Origin of the sequence: Roseibium alexandrii DFL-11, assembly GCF_000158095.2 — a bacterium.
Lineage (GTDB): Bacteria > Pseudomonadota > Alphaproteobacteria > Rhizobiales > Stappiaceae > Roseibium > Roseibium alexandrii.
Map to the genome: position 1 here is coordinate 2,105,148 of NZ_CM011002.1, position 17,997 is coordinate 2,123,144.

Here is a 17,997-nt window from a genome sequence, read left to right on the forward strand (position 1 = left end):
AAATTTCCGCCCCTTTGCTCTCGCGCGCGGCACATGACCAGCGATCAAGCAAAGGGGCAATTACTTACTGCGATGTTGGCGCGGCCTCGATGATTTCGACCGGGCCAACTAGCCGTTCAAAGATAGCCCGGACGCCTTGCTGCATCTCATTCAACTCAGCCTCAAGGCGCTCAAAGGTCGGACTGCCCGAAGCTTGAAGCAGCAGATCGAGCACTCCGCGCGGAGCATCCGCAGGAACAAATTTCCCAGACAAAGCCAAGCGCAGGACCTGGGTTAGCCGGTGATAGAGCCGCAAGGCCTCCAAAAGGTTTCCGGCATCTCCACTGTCCAAAAAGCCCCCGTCCCGCAAGTTTTCCAAAGCCTGTTCGGTTCCTTGCGCCAGAACACTTCGGCTCTCATCTGCGTTTGCGAGCAGCAGGAACTGTGCCATGAACTCAATGTCGACCAGACCGCCGGCGACCTGTTTCAAGTCCCAGATGTCCTTGGTCCCCTTTTCCTTTTCAATTTTTGCCCGCATGGAGCGGACATCATCGGCCAGACTTTTCAGATCTCTTGGCTGAACTAAGGTCCCGCAGATGCTGTCCTGGATCTTTTTCTTGAAGGCATCGGAGGTCGATGCAATTACCCGCCCTCGCGTCAGGGCCATGTGTTCCCAGGTCCAAGCATCCTTTTCCTGATAAGCAAGGAAGCCGTCCAAGTTGGTGGCAAGCGGTCCCGCATTGCCGGACGGGCGCAGGCGGAAATCAACTTCATAGAGTGACCCTTCGGCTGTCGGTGCAGACAAGGCCGTGACCAGGCGCTGGGTCAGGCGCGTGTAATATTGGCTGATGGCGAGCGGGCGTTTTCCGTCAGACTGTTTGACGCCCTCAGGAGCTTCATAAAGCAGGATCAGGTCCAGATCAGAGGCTGCTGTCATTTCACGACCGCCGAGCTTGCCCATGGCAAGAACAGCCACCTCTCCGCCATGCACGGTTCCATGGGTCTCGCCAACATGGGCGATCACTTGCGTCATGATCCGGTCGACCACCACCTCGGCAAGACGCGCCAACGCAAAGCCCACCCGGTCCGCAGACAGCGTGTCGGAGATCAAGCGCAGACCGATGAGGAACTGCTGTTCCTGCGCAAAGATCCGAGCCCGATCAAGAGCCTCTTCATAGAACTGCGACTGCGACAGTGTCCGGTCCAAGCCTGACCGGAACTCGTCAACGCTTGGCATGGCTCCGAAAAACGCCGGGTCCAGAACCGCGTCCAGGACATGCACCCGTTTGGACACCGTGTCCGCCATGCGCGGCGCCGCGCCCATGGTTGTCGCGAGCAGTGTGAGAAGTTGCGGATTGGAGCGAAGCAGCGAAAAGAGCTGCACCCCGGCCGGCAGTTTGGCCATAAAACTGTCAAAGGCCCGGAGCGCTGCGTCCGCATTGTCTGTGGCAGCCAGCGAACTCAAAAGCGCCGGATGCATCTCTGTCAGACGTTCACGGGCCTTTGTCGAACGGGTACACGGATACCGTCCGAAATGCCACGCCTTGACGATGGCGGCTGCTTCAGCCGGTTGCTGGAAGCCGAGCTTTGACAGGGTCTCCAGCGTGTCCGGATCGTGATCATCGCCTGTGAACACCAGGTTGCCGGTCTCGGACGAAAGCCCCGGCTCATCTTCAAACAGCTCCGCATAGTGATGCTGAACGTTCTGGAAATGACCAAGCAGATCCGTTTTGAAAGCATCCAGCGTTTCGTATCCCATCAAGGACGCGATCCGGTTCAAACCTTCAGTGTCTTTGGGCAAGAGCTGGGTCTGCTCGTCGTTGAGCATCTGGATACGGTGTTCGACGGTTCTTAGGAACCGGTAGGCGCTGGTGAGTTCATCCCGTGCCTTTGGGCGGATCCAGTCGGCCTGGGTCAGCCCTTGCAACATGTCGAGAGTCCGGCGTCCGCGAAGCTCCGGGTTGCGCCCCCCGGCGATCAATTGTTGGGTTTGAACGAAAAACTCGACCTCGCGAATGCCGCCACGGCCAAGTTTGACGTTATGGCCAGCAACGGCAATTGCGCCATGGCCCTTGTGCATGTGGATCTGGCGCTTGATCGCTTGCACGTCCGCAATCGCTGCAAAATCGAGATATTTGCGCCAGATGAACGGCACAATTTCCTTCAAGAAAGCCTCACCGGCAGGAATGTCACCGGCACAAGGCCGTGCCTTTATGAGGGCCGCGCGCTCCCAGTTCTGCCCGAGGGACTCGTAATAAACGAGAGCAGCGGGAACCGACATGGCGAGCGGAGTGGCACCCGGGTCCGGCCGCAAACGCAGGTCTGTGCGAAACACATACCCGTCCGCCGTCCGGTCCTGCATGATTTTCACAAGACGCCGGGTCAGCCGCACAAACTCTACCGGGGCCTCGGCGGATCCGGCCATGGGCGCCTTGTCCGGCTCGTACAGCACAATCAGATCAATGTCGGAGGAGTAGTTCAGCTCACTTGCACCATGCTTGCCCATGGCGAGCACAATTAGGCCTGAGTCGACTTCCGGTTTTTCCGGATCCTTCGGCTCAAACTTGCCGCGCCGGGTCAAATCATTGAGGCAGAACCGGATTGACGCGGTCAGCGACGCATCGGCAAAGCCTGCAAGCGCATGAGTAACTTGATCAAGATCCATCGCACCGCCGATGTCGGCCAATCCGAGCGTCAAGGCCAGATCCTGTTTCAACAGGCGGAGCGCCCGTGTGATCCCTGCCTCATCTTCGGCGGTCGTTTCCCGGGCCGTTTCCAGCAAATCTGCAAGCCGCCGTTCAGGCGAATCGGTGAGGATGCTCAACAATCGCGCGGCATTGGCCGTCATGAGATCTCTGAGATACGGCGAGTTTCCAATGACGCCAAGCAGCATCCGCGCAAGATCGGGCTTGTCCTCAAGCAGCGCATTGACATCTGCACCAGCCTCGGGCTGGGCTAGGATATCGTTTAGGAAAAGCTGCGCGTGATCAGGGTCTGCAACGGGCGGGATGATCGAAATCCGCGCCATAAGCGGCTGGTGTTGCCCCTGCTCATTCCGGTTTTGGGTTTGCCCCGTCTGATTGCCCGCCGTGCCCATTGCTGCTCCCGCTGCTTCCCGGTCTGGCCCGGGTAAGATCGATCCGGGCGACAAGGCCCGGGTCCCCATTTGTGAGCTGCAACTCTCCACCATGCAAGCGGGCAACGGCCTTGACCAAGCTCAATCCCAAACCGGTTCCCGGCTCCGAGCGGCTTTCATCAAGACGGACAAACCGGTCTTTGACCCGATCCTGATCCTTTTCCGGGATTCCAGGGCCTGTGTCGGAGACATTTAACACCACCCGGCCCTCATGCTCGCTCGCAGAGATTCTAATCCGGAACTCTCCATCCTTTGGGCGTCCGTATTTCAGAGCATTCTCGATAAGGTTGACCAGCCCCTGGAACACCAGATCTTTTTGGCAGACCGCTTCGAGACCGCCGGACACTTGGGTCTCCAAAACGCCCCCTTCATCTTCAACCAGCGGCTCGTAGAGCTCTGACACTTCATTGATGAGGTTGTTGATATCAACGCGCTCCATAACCTCTCCAGGTGCCATGGATTCGATCCGCGCAATCCGCAACAGCGCGTTAAAGATCCTCAGCAAGTGATCGGTTTCGCTCAGCGTTTCTTCAAGCGCCTCTTTGTAGCGGTTTTGCCCTTCCGCCTGACGCAAGGCGGTTTCCACGCGGGTTTGCAAACGCGTCAGAGGCGTCTTCAGATCATGCGCGATGTTGTCGGTCACATCCTTCATGGACCGCATCAGAAGCTCGATCCGGTCGAGCATCGTATTCAGGCTAACGGCCAACCGGTCGAATTCATCATCATTGCCGGCAATCGGCAATCGTCCGGTCAGATCTCCGGTCATGATCGTGCGGCTGGTGTCCGTGATCTCGTCGATCCGCTTCATCACGCGCCGGCTGACAAAGAGCCAGGTGATCGCACCCATGACGACGACAACGATCAGCCACAAGCGAAGTGCATTGCCGAGAAGGTGAGAAAAGCGCAGCTGTTCGCCAAGGTCACGCCCAACCAGCAGGCGAAACCCGCCGCGCAGCTCAAAGGTCCGGACCATTGCCTGGCGTTGCGTATCCGGACTGTCCTGCCCAATGCGGGTGTAGTGAACGCGGCGGATACCGCCATCGGCCTCCTCCAGAACAGTTGTTGGCAGGCGGGCGATGTTGCCAACCAGGGCATTGCCCGAAAAATCAACAAGAAGGTAGAGGCTGGCGTCCGGATGGCGTGACCGCCGGTCGATGGTCTCCACCAGATCGCGCACACCGCCGCGTACATAAATATCCGACAGCCCCTTGAGTTCGGCGTCGATGGTCTGAACCACCTGTTCCGACATCAGGTGGTCGGTATTTTCGGAAATGTAGATGAGCAGGAAACCCGACAACAGCGTGAACACTGCGATGTACAGCAGTGACAGCTTGAACGCTGTTGTCCGGGTAAACCTAGTGAGCCGTGTCACGGATGGTGTATCCGGCACCGCGGATCGTATGGAGCAGCGGGACGTCGAACCCTTTGTCGATCTTGCCGCGCAAACGCGAGATGTGGACATCAATAACGTTTGTCTGAGGGTCAAAATGATACTCCCAGACATTTTCCAGGAGCATTGTCCGGGTCACAACCTGTCCCGCATGCTGCATCAGATATTCCAGCAAACGGAATTCGCGCGGTTGCAGCGGGATTTCCATGTCACCGCGACGGCAGGAGTGGGCCATCCTGTCCAGCGTCAGGTCGCCGACTGTGTAGGTGGTTTCTACTTGACTGGCAGATTTAGGCCGCCGCGCCAAAGCTTCGACGCGTGCCTGCAATTCTGTGAAAGCATAGGGTTTGGGCAGATAATCATCGCCCCCGGCCTTTAAACCCGTGACGCGGTCATCGACCTGACCGAGCGCTGACAGGATCAGAACCGGCGTATGATTGCCGCTCTTCCGCAGTTCCTCGATTACGGCGAGGCCATCGCGTTTGGGCAACATGCGATCGACGATCAGGATGTCGTAGTCGCGATCAAGCGCCATTTGCAGACCGGTCTCACCGTCGTCCGCCTTGTCCGCCCTGTGACCAAGCTCGCTCAAACCCTTCGCAAGGTAGTTGGCTGCTTCGTGGTCGTCTTCAATCACAAGAATCTGCAACATGGCTCTGTTTTACCGCGAGTGAGATAAGAAAGAAATGGGCTGGCAACAATGTGGATGTGAACACTGTTGCCAGCCATCAATTCGCAAGACCGGCCCGTCGGGGTTGGGGGCAGAGGGCAGACCGGTCTTGCTCTCAGATGCCGGTGCAGGACCGGCCCTGATCAGGCCAGGTTCATGGGCAGAGCCACAAACCGGGTGTTGTCGTTGCTTTCAACCCGGAACAAGACTGCCTTGCGGCCATCTTCTTCCGCCTTCTTCACCGCCTTGATAACGTCTTCCGGCGAGTTGACCGGCATGCCGGCAACTTCAAGGATCACATCACCGCGGCTCAAGCGCTTTTCGGAGGCCGGGCTGTCCGGATCAATGTCGGCGATCAGGACGCCGTTACCGTCAAGACCAGCATCTGCCTTGGACGTCAGGACAAGACCCATGTCGTCCAGGCTGGTTTTTTGCTGCTCCACGGCTTCCGGCTCGGCAGCAGCTTGCTGCTGATCCTGCAGGCGACCGAGGGTCACATCGATGTCCTGCTCCTTGCCATCGCGCCAAACGGTGATTTCCACTGAGGTATCCGGATCATATGCGGCGATGATCTTGGACAGATCACGCGGGCCATCGACCTTTGCACCTTCAACTTCGAGGATCGTGTCACCGGACCGCAGACCTGCCTTGGCGGCGGGGCTGCCTTCCTGGGCTTCAGAGACGATCGCGCCATGCGCTTCATCAAGACCAAGGCTTTCGGCAATGTCATCGGTCACGTTCTGGATCTGAACACCGAGCCAGCCGCGCACGACCGTGCCATCGTCCTTCAGTTCCATAATGACATCCTGAGCCGTGGAGGCCGGGATGGCGAATGCGATGCCGACGTTGCCGCCGGACGGCGAGAAGATCGCAGCGTTCACGCCGATGACCTCACCGTTCATGTTGAACGCCGGACCACCGGAGTTGCCACGGTTCACCGGAGCATCGATCTGGATGAAGTCGTCATAGGGACCTGCGCCGATGTCACGGCCACGTGCAGACACGATACCTGCGGTTACCGATCCACCGAGACCGAACGGGTTGCCGATGGCAACGGTCCACTCGCCAACTTCCGGCGCCTCGTCGGCAAAGTCGACATAGGTGAAATCCTTGCCGCCGTCGATTTTCAGAAGCGCAAGATCCGTGCGCTTGTCGGCTCCGATCAGGACGGCGTCATACTCTTCGCCTTCATGATCGATTACTGTGAATTCAGTGCCCTTGTCGATCACGTGCTGGTTCGTCACAACAAATCCATCAGCGGAGATAAAGAAACCGGAACCCTGGGACATGCCGTATTGCCGCGGCGTGGGGCGTTGCGGCCGGCCTTCTTCGCCGCCACGTTCGCCGAAGTCACGAAAGAAACGCTCGAACGGGTGCCCGTTTGGCAGATCCTCGAAGAAATCACGGAAGTTGTTGCCGCCGTTGAAATTCATCATCCGGGGCTCAGCAGCCTGTTTGACCTGCACACTGACAACAGCCGGGCTCACGGCTCCGACGACATCAGAGAAATCAGCAGGTGCGGCGTTATCGATACGGACTGGCGTTGCTTGCGCCAGTTGCGCCGGCACAATGGTCTGCACGGTCATGAGACCGGCCGCACCGAGTACGACTGCACCGGCCAGCAGTTTGGCGCGGCGAGACCGCAAAGGGGAGCTTGACCGACGATTTTCCATCTATTCTTCCTTTTTCGACAGTTTGACTGGAGGTCAATTCATTCAGGAACACGCGGGGTCGTGCGTTTCCTGGTCGAAACTGAAGATAGGAAAGGCTCCCTTACAGGCGCCTGTCGGATGGATTACGTTTTTGTAAGGTTGCTTGGGGCTCAGCCGGACAACAGCTTAAATATCTGACAAATCACGGAAAAAAGATTGGCGTATCACCGTTTTCCCACTTGGAAAACTTCGGCATGATGGCCGCGAACCTGTCGGATTTCTCGAAAGTCACCAGCCACGTTTTCAGGTTTTCCCAGTCTTGAGAATCGAACCAGTCGCGGTCCGCATTCGCAAACTGTCTGACGAAGGGCAGAATCGCAAAGTCTGCCAAACAAGGCCGCGCTCCAAACAGCCAAGCGGAGCCATCGAGCCGCCGGTCCAGCTCTTTCAGGAACTCAGAGGCCGCTGACCGCTCGGACGTCTTGTCCGCATCAGCATACCGCGTATCGTATTTGTATCGATCCAGATTGGTTTTAAACGGCCCGTCACAAGTTGCGATCAAGGTACGCATCTCGTTCAGACTCCCCGTTTCCGGTTTAAGCCAATTGTCCGGGTCAGATTGCTCCAATGCCCAGACCATGATGTCGAGGCTTTCATCAATCACCTGCGTACCCGACTTCAGGCACGGAACCGTTGCAGAAGGAGATGTTTCCAGAAATTCAGGTGCCTTGTCGCGCAGAACAATTTCCCGCAATTCCACGGTCAATCCGCTGGACATTAATGCGAGCCTTGCCCGCATCGCGTAAGGGCAGCGCCGGAAAGAATAGAGTATTGGCTGGTCGGTCATAACGTTCCCATCGCGCATCCGCTCTCCGCGGTCAAGCAGCCCGCGTATCTGCCCTTGGGGAACGCCTTGCTTAGATCTTTTTTTACAACTTCCAGCAATAATTGCTGTTGGTAGGATTTGTTATGGACGATTCGCTTCTTAAACTTGCAAAGGCAAGCTCTTCGCAGAAAAAGCACGAGTTGGCAGCTCATATGACCGGGCTGCTCGCGGTGCGTGATGACGCTACCACCTCCTCCGAAGAAACCAAGTTGCTGAATTCCATGCTGGAAGGCGTTTATACGTCTCTTGGCGACGACGCCAAGCAGGAGATGTCAGACAAGCTGGCAGACGTCTCTGCCATGTCCTCAACCCTTGCTGCAGCCCTTGCGAACGAGGAAATCCCGATCGCCCAGGCTGTTCTGGAGCGCTCCACCTCGCTTTCCGAAGCAGACATCGTCAAGCTGGCCCAAACCAAGGGCCAGGATTTTCTCCTCGCGCTCGCCAAACGCGATCACGTCAGTAAAGACGTGACCAAGATCCTGATTTCGCGCGGAGACAAGGACGTCAAGCAAACCGTTGCCTGCAATCTTGGCGCAGAGATCGAGATGCCGGAGTTTGAGGCATTGGTCAAAGACATGCCCAAACAGATGGGCGACCGGATCCGCCACCTGCGCAAGTCCAACGAAGAGCTTCTGGAAGACCTCTTCAAGGACGATGGTGAAATTGCCGCCGGCAGTGAACTTCAACGCCGCCCGTCCAAAATCAGCCCGAAAGCCTGGGTCATGGGCATCAAGATGGGCAAGACCACGCTCAACAAGGCTGTCTACCAGTGCAGTGTGGAACACAATCTCTTCGATGTGGTCGCCTTGCTTTCCTTCTTCTCCGGCATGCAGTTGAAGTATGTCCACAACCTTATGGTCCGGTTCGACAGCACCGGGATTGCGACCATCTGCCGGGCAACGGGCCTTGGTGCCAAGGAGTTCCAGGCAATCTGCAAGGAGCGTTGCAAGCATCTGAAGTTTCCGGAGAGCACCGGCAGCAAATGGCTGACCAATTACCACATGTTGGATGATACCGATGCCCGCCGGCTGTTGAACCTGATGAAAATCAAGCTCAAGGCAACCGAACGCGCCGAAGCTGCCTGACCTGCTTCAGTTCCAGTCTTCCTTTGCAGAGCATCTATATTGGCCGGTTCCGGGCGGTTAAGTTCCACTGCTTGCCCGCCAGCAATAGATAGTCGTAATTATTTTCATTGTTATTTATAATTACACCATTAACACTCGAGATTACTTAGGCTCCTTAGCGTTCTATAAACTCACGGCACGTTATTTATCCTACTCCCACAGTAGGCGTGCACCCAATGCTTGAAAAACTTATTGAACTTGCCAACAACACCACACCTGAAAAACGACACAAGCTCGCTCATCATGTAACCGAGCTCTTTATCAAAGGCGCCGACAGCTATCAGGTCGAAGAGATCGCCCTTTTCAATCTGCTGCTGGAAAATATGCTGCCGTTGATGGAGCAGCAGCAAAAGAAAAAGATCTCAGAAAAGCTGGCGCCCGTCCGCAAGGCCTCGCGCGGGTTGGCGGTATCGCTTGCGCGGGAGAAGATCGATATTGCCCGGCCCATGCTTACGACATCAGAAGCCCTTCAGAACGATGATATTCTCAAACTCGCCAAGACCATGGGCCAAGATCATTTGTTGGCGATCTCTCAAAGGCACCATCTGGAGTCCAACGTAACGGATGTCTTGCTGGAGCGCGGCGAGCAGCCAGTCAAACGTTCCGTTGCCGCCAACTCCGGTGCAGAGATTTCAAAGTGGGGAGCCCGTATCCTCGTTAAACTGGCCGAGAGCGATGAGACCATCCGCGATTCCATGATCGAACGATCGGACATCACGGAAGCTGATTTGGAAAAACTCATTAGCCACATGCCACCAAAGCAGCAAGACGTCATTCGAGGCTTGCGTCATCAGAACGAGGAGCTTGTCCACGAGCTCTTCCAGAAAGCCAGCCGGGCTGTCACTGCAACAACACTTCAGCGCAAGGCATCGCGCATCAACGCCAAGGTCATGCTCAAGGACATCCGGGACGAAGAATCGACCTTGGGCAAGGCAATCACCCAACTGGCATTGTCCAACAATCTGTTCGAGATCTGTTTCCTTATGTCCGAAATGGCCGGGCTTGAGCAGAAATATGTGACGAACATGCTTCTGCGCTACGACGCCGCCGGCGCAGCTGTTCTTTGCAAGGCACTTGATCTGACTGAGGCCGAGTACAGGGCGGTTTCGAAAGCAAGGACAGTTCAAAACAAGCAACCGGCAACCACTGTCGACAACTGGGTAGCAGATTATCAAACGCTGTCATCGCGCGACGCCCGTCGCTTGTTGTCGTTTATGAAAATCCGGCTGGCCACGCTTAGCGATGAAGCGGCGTAACTTGAAATGACATAGCAGCGCTCAGGCTTCAACTTCGCGGGTGACGACAGCAGCCCCGGCTTCCAGCGTCCTGTGAACGGGGCACTTGTCCGCGATCTCGAGCAATCGTGTCCGGGTTGCTGCATCGAGATCGCCCTCCAGCGTGATCAACCGCTCAAAACGGTCAATTTTGCCACCGCGGGTTTTCTGCTCCTCCGAACAGTCCTCGCATTCAGCGGCATGGACCTTGTCATGCAACACCGTCGTCCCGATCCGGTCGATGTCCAGCCCCTTCCGGTCGGCATACATGCGCAGCGTCATGACCGTACACGCACCAAGCGCTGCAGAGAGATACCCATAGGGCGACGGGCCGCTGTCAAAACCGCCATAGCTTTCCGGTTCGTCGGCAATCAGCCGGTGATGTCCACTGGCGACGAGTGCCTGAAACTTGCCCTGCCCCGTTTCGACGACTTCCACGCCGTCGCCTTTCGCACTGGCGTCCGGTTCAACAATCGGATCCAGATAGCCGCTGGACCATCCGGCAATAACTTTCGCTGCGTATTCGGCATCCTGACTGCGGGACAGCAGGTGATCGGCCTTATCCAGCGACACAAAGCTCTTTGGGTGCTTGGCGGCGAGAAAGATTTCGCCGGCATTGTCGATGCCGACCGTTTCGTCCAGCGGCGCATGCATGACCAGAAGTGCTTTTCCGAGTTCTGCTGTGTGCGAGAGCACAGCTTGGCGTTCCAGGTCTGCCAGAAACTCGCGCCGGATGGTGAAGGGCCGACCGGCAAGATCAACCTCTAGGGCGCCCTGCTCCTTAATATCATCGATCGCATGGGCAAAATTATGCACGACATGACCCGCTTCAGATGGGGCACCAATCGTGACGACCGCACGCACCTCGGGGATGTCTTTGGCGACAGACAGAACAGCCGCGCCGCCAAGCGAATGGCCGATAAGAAGCTGCGGAGCTTCGTAGTTCTTGCGCAGGAAATCCGCCGCGACCTTCAGGTCTTCGACATTGGAGGAAAACCCGGTTGAGGAAAAATCGCCGCCGCTGCCGCCAAGTCCGGTAAAGTCGAACCGCAAAACGGCAACGCCTTCTGCGCTCAACGCGCCGGCGATGTGTCGCGCGGCTGCGATGTCCTTCGAACAGGTGAAGCAATGGGCGAACAGCGCAAAGGCGCGGATGGGCCCAGCCGGCAGATCAAGCCGCGCGGCAAGGTGCGCGCCTTGCGATCCTTCAAATTCCAGTTTTTGTGCTTGTTGTGCCAACGCCCGGCCCTCCAGTCTTGTTTCCCTGCACAGGTAAGGAGAGCTTAAAGGCAAACAAGTCACGCCTTGGTGTCAAGGCCGTGACCAGTGCGTTCGCACAAGATGTTCCGAGCGAATGCCGTTCGGATCAGCTCTGATCTTTTGAAGACAGCAGCACTTTCAAGCGCTTTTCTTCTTCCGCAGACAATTTCGGCGCCGGCTGGTTTTCTCCCGCCGCAGCAGCTGTCGTTTGTCTGCGGCGCAGTGTGATGACAATGGCGGCAATCCCCGCGATCAAAGCAAGGGGCCCGGCGGCCCACAGAAAGAGCGTGTGCCAAGCAAACCGTGGCTTCAAAAGAACAAATTCGCCGTACCGGTCGACCAGGAAATCAATCACCTGCGCATCCGTGTCACCGGCGACCAGACGCTCGCGCACCAGAACCCGCAGGTCCTTGGCGAGCGGCGCGTCGCTGTCGTCGATTGACTGGTTCTGACAGACCATGCAGCGGAGCTCGGCCGACAAGGCCCGGGCCCGCGTCTCCAGCGCCGGGTCCTCCAGGATTTCATCCGGTGAGATGGCAAGCGCAGGCCCTGAAAGGACACACAAGACCAGCGAAAGACAGGCAAGGAGCCGTTTCATCGGGATCAGTCTCCTATTCCGCCGGAACGCTGGCAGTTTGTTTGCGTTTGGTAGCCGGTTTCGGAGCCCCAACCCGCAAGCGGCGGTCCGCCATGGAGAAGGCCGCGCCAAGCGCCATGATCACACAGCCGATCCAGATGAGCGTGATCAGCGGCTTGTAATAGGCACGGACATCCACCGCACCGTCATTGCGCCGTTCCCCTAGGGAGACATAGACCTGCGAAAAGCCAGTCGTATGAATTGCCGCTTCAGTGGTCGGCATCTGGCGCGCTGTATAGACCCGTTTGGACGGCTTCATCTCGGCAACGAATGCACCACCTTCACGAACCGTGAAGTGCCCGACCTCTTCAACGAAGTTTGGCCCGCGGCGCGGCACCGCGCCGTCAAAAGTCAGCTCATATCCAGAGACGTTCACCGTATCGCCGGGCCGCATTGTCCGGACCTGCTCTTCCTGGAACGCAGAGGATGTCACAATGCCAAGCACGGTGACGCCGATGCCGAAATGGGCGGTGGCAGTTCCCCAGGCAGAGCCTGGAAGACCATAGAGACGCGCAAAACCGCGTTTTGGACCGATTTCGAAGAACTTCACCCGTGTGACGATTTCGGAAATTGCCCCGGCCATTACCCAGACCGCCAGTCCGACACCGAGAGGGGCAAGAACCCGCTCCATGCCCCAGAGCCAGAAGGTGAACAGGGTCATCAGCAACGCAAGTCCGAACGCCGCATAGAGCCGCTGTGAGGCTGCCAGAAGATCCCCGCGTTTCCAGGCCAGGATTGGCCCGAACGGAACAGCCATCAGGAGCGGCACCATCAACGGTCCGAAGGTCAGATTGAAGAACGGTTCACCAACCGAAATCATTTCGCCGGTGATTGCGTCCAGCACCAGCGGATACAGCGTCCCGACCAGAACAGCGGCCGTGGCCGCCGTCAGGAAGAGGTTGTTGAGAACCAGTCCGCCTTCCCGGCTGATCGGGGCAAACAGGCCGCCCTGTTTCAGCATCGGTGCACGCCAGGCAAACAGCGACAGCGAGCCGCCGATAAAGAGGCACAGGAGCCCGAGAATAAACACGCCACGCGAGGGATCAGTGGCAAATGCATGAACAGATGTCAGCACACCCGAGCGGACCAGGAAGGCGCCCAGCAGCGACAGCGAGAACGTGAAGATCGCCAGAAGCACCGTCCAGACCTTCAACGCTTCCCGTTTTTCCATAACGATCGCGGAGTGGAGCAGCGCCGTGCCGGCAAGCCACGGCATAAAGGATGCATTTTCGACCGGATCCCAGAACCACCAGCCGCCCCAGCCGAGCTCGTAGTATGCCCAATAAGAGCCCATAGCGATGCCGAGTGTCAGGAAGCTCCAGGCCAGCAGTGTCCACGGCCGGACCCAACGAGCCCAGGCCGCGTCCGTACGTCCCAAAATGAGCGCAGCGACAGCAAAGGAGAAGGTGATCGAGAAACCGACATAGCCGACATAGAGCAACGGCGGGTGGATCGCCAGGCCAATATCCTGCAGGATCGGGTTGAGGTCGTTGCCTTCAATTGGCGGATTTTCATAACGGTTGAACGGGTTTGACGTTGCCAGCAGGAACAGCAGGAAACCGGCGGAAATCCAGCCCTGAACAGCCAGCGTGGTGGCTCTCAGATCATCCGGAAGATTGCCGCCAAATACCCCGACCAGAGCTCCGAAGAAGACCAGAATCAGCACCCAGAGCAACATGGAGCCTTCATGATTGCCCCAGACACCGGTGATCTTGAAAAGAAGCGGTTTTGCGGAGTGCGAGTTCTCATAAACGTTCACGACGGAAAAATCCGAAGCAACGTAAGCCACGGTCAGAACCGCAAACGACACAAGAACCAGAAAGAAGACGGTCACGGAGACCGGTGTGGCGACTGCCATGAGGCGGCCATCGCCTTTCAAGGCTCCCCATAACGGCACCACTGACACAACCAGTGTCAAAGCAAACGCCAATACCAGAGCGTAATGTCCGAGTTCGACCAACATTGTCCTGCGTCCCATCCCTCAGGTTATGTCTTTGGCTGCGTCATAGGCATTCAGCCTGACAGCATTAGTTGGCAGCGCCCTCTCCGCCCTGCCAATGGCCCTGATCCTTCAGAGCTTCCGCCACTTCTTTGGGCATGTAATTCTCATCGTGCTTGGCCAAGACGCTGTCGGCAACGAAAATCCCGCTTGGCGTCAATACGCCTTCGGTTACAACGCCCTGCCCTTCACGGAACAGATCCGGAAGAATGCCCTGATAAGTCACCGCCACAGAATGCGCGGTATCGGTCACGCGGAATTTCACGTTTGCGTCATCAGAGCGCTCGACAGACCCGTCTTCGACCAGTCCACCAAGCCGAATTCTCTGCCCTTCAGGGATTTGCTGGCTCGCAATATCGCTTGGGCTTTGAAAGAAAACGATTTGATCATTCAGCGCGAACAGGATCAATCCAAGTGCAAGCGCCAGAACGGCCCCCGCGGATCCGATCAGTGTAAAACGCCGTTGTTTCCGAGTCATTTTAGTTCCGTCTAACGTTGCCTGACAGCAAGCTCCCGCCCCTCAAGGATTTTGCCGCGTTGTCTATGACCCACTCAACCCCAGAGTGACTGCCGCGTCTTTGATCCTGGCCAATTCGGCCGGTCTTTCCGCGAAAATTTTTTCAGCGCGCCGATAGGTGTCGAACGCTTCGTCCCGTTTACCTAGGACCATATAGGCGCGCATCAACTGGCCCCATTCTGCAACAGTTCCGCCATTGGCATCAATCCGTGCGGCAAGGCCCTGGACCATGGTCGTGATCATCTTTTGGCGATCATCGTCACTCATCTCACCGGCAGCCTCGACATCGGCCTGACTTGGACCTCTCAGAGCTGGAAGCAGTTCTGGTGTCTCTCCGGTCAAACCAGCCAATTCCCGCCGCGCGACTGGCACCCATGCCGCCTGAGGATCAGCCCCTTCAAGAAGGGCCTGCCAAGCATTGATGGCCTCATCCCTCTTTCCTTCCTGGGTCAGCGCCAGAGCAAGAAAGAACCTCGGTTTCACTGCCGTCGGCTCCAGATCCACGGCCTGTTGAAAGGCCGTCCGCGCCAGTTCGGTAATGACACCCTCATTGGACACGGTCATGGCTTCACCCATGTCCGTCAGCCAGTCCGGTCTTGAACCGAGAATCCGGATCGCGTTGGAATAGGCACGTGCTGCGGAATCCGGCTGGCCCATCCGCATATAGACCGGTGCAATCACAGCCCAGCCCTGACCGTCTTCGGGGTCTTCCGCCAAGTGGCGTTCAACCCGGGCAACCAGCAGTTCGACCGGTTGCTCATCAGCGGGGGCCGACAAACGCGCAGCAAGTGGCTGGTCTTGAAGGTCGGGCGATCCGAGAGCGAGATATGTTCCAAGGGCAGCTGCCGGCAACGCCACGAGCGCAATGAGTTGAACGGATCGGATCCGAAGTTTCGAGACGGTTACCGGGCGTGACTCGTCCTTCCGGTCATGCACGGAGAGCAAGCGGCGCGCTGTTTCGGTACGGGCCGCTTCAGCCGCTTCTGCGTCGATCAGGCCGTCCGACAAGTCTCGATCAATTGCTGCCAATTGTTCTTTGTAAACAGCTGCATCAGCTTGCGCTGCGGCTTCCTCCACAGAGGACCGCGACCGCGTCAGCGGAACAAGAACAGAAAGGGCCGCCAGCGCGGTCAAAACCGAGATTAGGATCCAAAAAATCATGGATGCATATAGACAACCGAATGTGTCGAAATGCAAGTAAATGCGTGTGTGACTGGCGGTCGCGGCCTAAAACCTGCGAACTGCACTCAACGCGTCATCCAGAGCTTCGGAATCAAGCGCGTTTCAGGGCCTTGTTGATCAACCGGCGCTCCGGTGTAGCGGCGGCGGTTTCATCGCCTGCCCGCGTCTTGGCCTTTGCAAGCGCCGCATGGCGGCTGCGCCGCAATTGGTCGGCATACTCCGCACCGAAATAGATTTCCGACAACATGATCGCAACATCGGCGGCTGCCTGATGCGCTTCCAGTTGCGGGCTTTTTGCCTTGCCAAGATCGGTAATCAAAGATCTGGTCACAATTTCGAGTGTCTGCTCGACGGTCTGGCGCGTGCGTTTGCTGATATCATTGACTGCAAACGTCTCAGAGCCATGGCGCACCATGTTGACAACCCGCACAGCCCGTACTGCGTCATTGATTGCCGTCTGGTCCAAAATCAACTTGCCGTCATCATCCAGCTTTGGAACCTGCAGGGCACGGCGGACTGCCGTATGCGCATTGTGCAGTTCCCTGGTCACCACATCGGAAATGCTGCGTTTTGTGTCAGCCAGCCGGCTGTGCCACTTGCCCGTCACGGTCAAATCGACATCGCGCTCGATTCCCCGGACCAGCGAGTTGTAGTCGGAAAGCGCGTTTGAAAAAGCCACCGGATCGGGATTGTTGTTGCGGTGATCCACTGCAAGGATGTTCAGGCGTTCGGCCTCGCTCATCACCACATCAACAAAGGGGGCGAATTGCGACCCTGCGATCACTTTCGGATCGTCATCTCCGGCAAGCCGGCCTGCAAACGCACACAAGGCCGAAGGCTTGTCAGCGCGGTCGACAAGAGCGGCGGCGACCAGTGGAAGATGGTCCGGAAAACGCTCGGAACACTTATCAACCATGCGCAGGACATCGTGGTCCTGCTTTAAGCGCCGTTCGTTGATCCTGTCGGGCATGGCTTCCAGAAACGGCATGAGCCAACGCTCGGATGAGAAGACCTTGTGAATGTCGCGCAGCTCGGAAATGCCGCGCTCACCGCCAAGCTCGATCCCCATGCGGCGGTGTTCGCGGTCATCGATTTCACCGCGCCTCAAGGCTTCACCGATCGCGTCCGCAGACCGGGTTCTGAGGGCTTGTACCAAACCATCAACCCGTTCGCCGCTGACGGCGGCATTGCCCGCCTGCTCAAGCACGAGCTGAACGTCCGTCGGCATGACGTCCCGGCCGAGCCATTTCCAAACCTTGTTCAACATGCCGCGATGGATGCGGCCTTCCTGACGATTTGGAAGAAACTCGTCGATCAGGAAACCGTCGAGTGAGGTGAAGAACATCCGTTGAATTTGACCGCGCCGATGTTCATTGCCTTCTGTATCGAGAGGGTGTGTCGTCGGTTTTCGCAGGATTGCAAGGGCTGAGTTAAGCACCAACTCAATATTCGGATCCGCATCGGCCTGGGCCTTCGCACGCTCAAGATTGCGCACAAGCGCCTCAATCGCCTTCGGACTGAGGCTGCTAAGATAGGTCCTGATTTTAGCTTGTAGCTGGTCCAGCTGTGTCATTCACGAGATCTACGGCAGCCAATGTTTCTTTTGTGATGGTAAACGCCGAACCTTAAACAAGTATGTAGAAAACACGATGCCGTTACGCGACACGAATTGCCGCGAACACTTGCTATTTCAGGATTATTGAAAGAATTCAGAGGTGTGTTTCGGAAAGACTGCCCGGCTTTTAGCCGATAACCTTCCAGTCACCACGATCCATTTCACACGCTGTGCCGCGCGCCTGGAGAACACGGCCCTGGAGAACCATTTCATGGGTGAATTCGCGGCATTCGGTTTCATTCACGGAATAGACAGGCCCGGGAAGAACACGGCCACTGCGGCCCGTCCGGTCATTTTGCCAAGCAACCGACACACCAACACCGCGGGCACGCAGTGCCCGGTCCTGTGCCTGTTCCGCAGCTCGCCTGTCAGAGGGTTCCAGCGCTTCACCGAATTCATTGTTCACCAAAACGGAGATGGCGGCACTTGCTTCCGTGCCCGAGACGCTGCCCCTCGGATCGCCGAAAGACGACCCCCAACCACCAACACCATTTGCACCGGATGCGATGGAGCATCCTCCCAAAAGAGTGGCTGTGAGCAAACAAAGGGCGCTGCGCAATTTCATGCACCTAGTCTCCAAATCGGCTTTGTGGACCAAGTCCCCGGGAAGCGACTCAGTGGTAACGTGACTTTGTGGCCGAACTTGGCCACGATATAGAAACATTGCCTGTGACCT

14 protein-coding genes are annotated in these 17,997 nt (G+C 57.3%); 2 read left to right on the forward strand and 12 right to left on the reverse strand.

Annotated features, from left to right (window positions below; translation table 11 throughout):
- Window positions 1–64: 64 nt before the first annotated feature.
- From SADFL11_RS09695 to SADFL11_RS09715, 5 genes are all read right to left on the reverse strand, one after another.
- Window positions 65–3,076, reverse strand: a complete 3,012-nt coding sequence (locus SADFL11_RS09695; protein WP_081450575.1) for a bifunctional [glutamine synthetase] adenylyltransferase/[glutamine synthetase]-adenylyl-L-tyrosine phosphorylase — start codon at window positions 3,074–3,076, stop codon at window positions 65–67.
- The gene (locus tag SADFL11_RS09700; RefSeq protein WP_050776210.1) at window positions 3,030–4,487 is read right to left on the reverse strand and encodes a sensor histidine kinase; all 1,458 of its coding nucleotides are present in this window, start codon (window positions 4,485–4,487) and stop codon (window positions 3,030–3,032) included. Before SADFL11_RS09700 ends, SADFL11_RS09695 begins: the two co-directional genes overlap by 47 nt.
- Window positions 4,471–5,157 (reverse strand): response regulator transcription factor, encoded by a 687-nt coding sequence (locus tag SADFL11_RS09705; RefSeq protein ID WP_008190545.1) that lies wholly within the window; start codon window positions 5,155–5,157, stop codon window positions 4,471–4,473. Before SADFL11_RS09705 ends, SADFL11_RS09700 begins: the two co-directional genes overlap by 17 nt.
- Before the next feature lie 161 nt (window positions 5,158–5,318).
- Window positions 5,319–6,848 carry a Do family serine endopeptidase gene (locus SADFL11_RS09710; RefSeq protein WP_040451748.1) on the reverse strand — a complete coding sequence of 510 codons (1,530 nt, stop codon included), beginning with the start codon at window positions 6,846–6,848 and terminating at the stop codon, window positions 5,319–5,321.
- Window positions 6,849–7,029: 181 nt separating this feature from the next.
- Window positions 7,030–7,692 (reverse strand): glutathione S-transferase, encoded by a 663-nt coding sequence (locus tag SADFL11_RS09715; protein ID WP_209002777.1) that lies wholly within the window; start codon window positions 7,690–7,692, stop codon window positions 7,030–7,032.
- 104 nt (window positions 7,693–7,796) lie between these two features.
- On the opposite strand from SADFL11_RS09715, the gene SADFL11_RS09720 reads away from it, so the two are divergent.
- Window positions 7,797–8,798, forward strand: coding sequence for a DUF2336 domain-containing protein (locus SADFL11_RS09720; RefSeq protein WP_040451747.1), 1,002 nt, complete (start codon window positions 7,797–7,799; stop codon window positions 8,796–8,798).
- A 215-nt stretch (window positions 8,799–9,013) separates the two neighbouring features.
- Complete coding sequence (locus tag SADFL11_RS09725) at window positions 9,014–10,093, forward strand: DUF2336 domain-containing protein (protein ID WP_008192692.1); 1,080 nt, start codon at window positions 9,014–9,016, stop codon at window positions 10,091–10,093.
- Window positions 10,094–10,114: 21 nt separating this feature from the next.
- Here the strand turns inward: SADFL11_RS09725 and SADFL11_RS09730 are convergent, their stop codons facing one another.
- From SADFL11_RS09730 to SADFL11_RS09760, 7 genes are all read right to left on the reverse strand, one after another.
- A complete protein-coding gene (locus SADFL11_RS09730; RefSeq protein WP_040451746.1) occupies window positions 10,115–11,350 on the reverse strand; it encodes a bifunctional alpha/beta hydrolase/OsmC family protein in 1,236 nt (411 codons plus the stop codon).
- A gap of 127 nt (window positions 11,351–11,477) precedes the next feature.
- Window positions 11,478–11,969 (reverse strand): cytochrome c-type biogenesis protein, encoded by a 492-nt coding sequence (locus SADFL11_RS09735; protein ID WP_008193622.1) that lies wholly within the window; start codon window positions 11,967–11,969, stop codon window positions 11,478–11,480.
- Window positions 11,970–11,982: 13 nt separating this feature from the next.
- On the reverse strand, window positions 11,983–13,971 hold the full coding sequence (locus SADFL11_RS09740; RefSeq protein WP_008191036.1) for a heme lyase CcmF/NrfE family subunit: 1,989 nt from the start codon (window positions 13,969–13,971) through the stop codon (window positions 11,983–11,985).
- Window positions 13,972–14,035: 64 nt separating this feature from the next.
- On the reverse strand, window positions 14,036–14,485 hold the full coding sequence (gene ccmE / locus SADFL11_RS09745; protein WP_008189241.1) for a cytochrome c maturation protein CcmE: 450 nt from the start codon (window positions 14,483–14,485) through the stop codon (window positions 14,036–14,038).
- Between the two features lie 63 nt (window positions 14,486–14,548).
- Entirely contained in the window at window positions 14,549–15,685 is a 1,137-nt protein-coding gene (gene ccmI / locus SADFL11_RS09750) for a c-type cytochrome biogenesis protein CcmI (protein ID WP_008191412.1), read from the reverse strand.
- Window positions 15,686–15,797: 112 nt separating this feature from the next.
- Window positions 15,798–17,279: a hypothetical protein gene (locus SADFL11_RS09755; protein WP_008195528.1), complete on the reverse strand. Its 1,482-nt coding sequence runs from the start codon at window positions 17,277–17,279 to the stop codon at window positions 15,798–15,800.
- 169 nt (window positions 17,280–17,448) lie between these two features.
- Complete coding sequence (locus SADFL11_RS09760) at window positions 17,449–17,886, reverse strand: RT0821/Lpp0805 family surface protein (protein ID WP_008190530.1); 438 nt, start codon at window positions 17,884–17,886, stop codon at window positions 17,449–17,451.
- Window positions 17,887–17,997: the final 111 nt, after the last annotated feature.

Excerpts from the sequence above, each read along its gene's own strand:
- SADFL11_RS09695 (WP_081450575.1), bottom strand. The coding sequence starts at position 3,076 with ATGGGCACGGCGGGCAATCAGACGGGGCAAACCCAAAACCGGAATGAG.
- SADFL11_RS09705 (WP_008190545.1), bottom strand. The coding sequence starts at position 5,157 with ATGTTGCAGATTCTTGTGATTGAAGACGACCACGAAGCAGCCAACTAC.
- SADFL11_RS09710 (WP_040451748.1), bottom strand. The coding sequence starts at position 6,848 with ATGGAAAATCGTCGGTCAAGCTCCCCTTTGCGGTCTCGCCGCGCCAAA.
- SADFL11_RS09715 (WP_209002777.1), bottom strand. The coding sequence starts at position 7,692 with ATGCGCGATGGGAACGTTATGACCGACCAGCCAATACTCTATTCTTTC.
- SADFL11_RS09720 (WP_040451747.1), top strand. The coding sequence starts at position 7,797 with ATGGACGATTCGCTTCTTAAACTTGCAAAGGCAAGCTCTTCGCAGAAA.
- SADFL11_RS09725 (WP_008192692.1), top strand. The coding sequence starts at position 9,014 with ATGCTTGAAAAACTTATTGAACTTGCCAACAACACCACACCTGAAAAA.
- SADFL11_RS09735 (WP_008193622.1), bottom strand. The coding sequence starts at position 11,969 with ATGAAACGGCTCCTTGCCTGTCTTTCGCTGGTCTTGTGTGTCCTTTCA.
- SADFL11_RS09740 (WP_008191036.1), bottom strand. The coding sequence starts at position 13,971 with ATGTTGGTCGAACTCGGACATTACGCTCTGGTATTGGCGTTTGCTTTG.
- ccmE (WP_008189241.1), bottom strand. The coding sequence starts at position 14,485 with ATGACTCGGAAACAACGGCGTTTTACACTGATCGGATCCGCGGGGGCC.
- ccmI (WP_008191412.1), bottom strand. The coding sequence starts at position 15,685 with ATGATTTTTTGGATCCTAATCTCGGTTTTGACCGCGCTGGCGGCCCTT.
- SADFL11_RS09755 (WP_008195528.1), bottom strand. The coding sequence starts at position 17,279 with ATGACACAGCTGGACCAGCTACAAGCTAAAATCAGGACCTATCTTAGC.
- SADFL11_RS09760 (WP_008190530.1), bottom strand. The coding sequence starts at position 17,886 with ATGAAATTGCGCAGCGCCCTTTGTTTGCTCACAGCCACTCTTTTGGGA.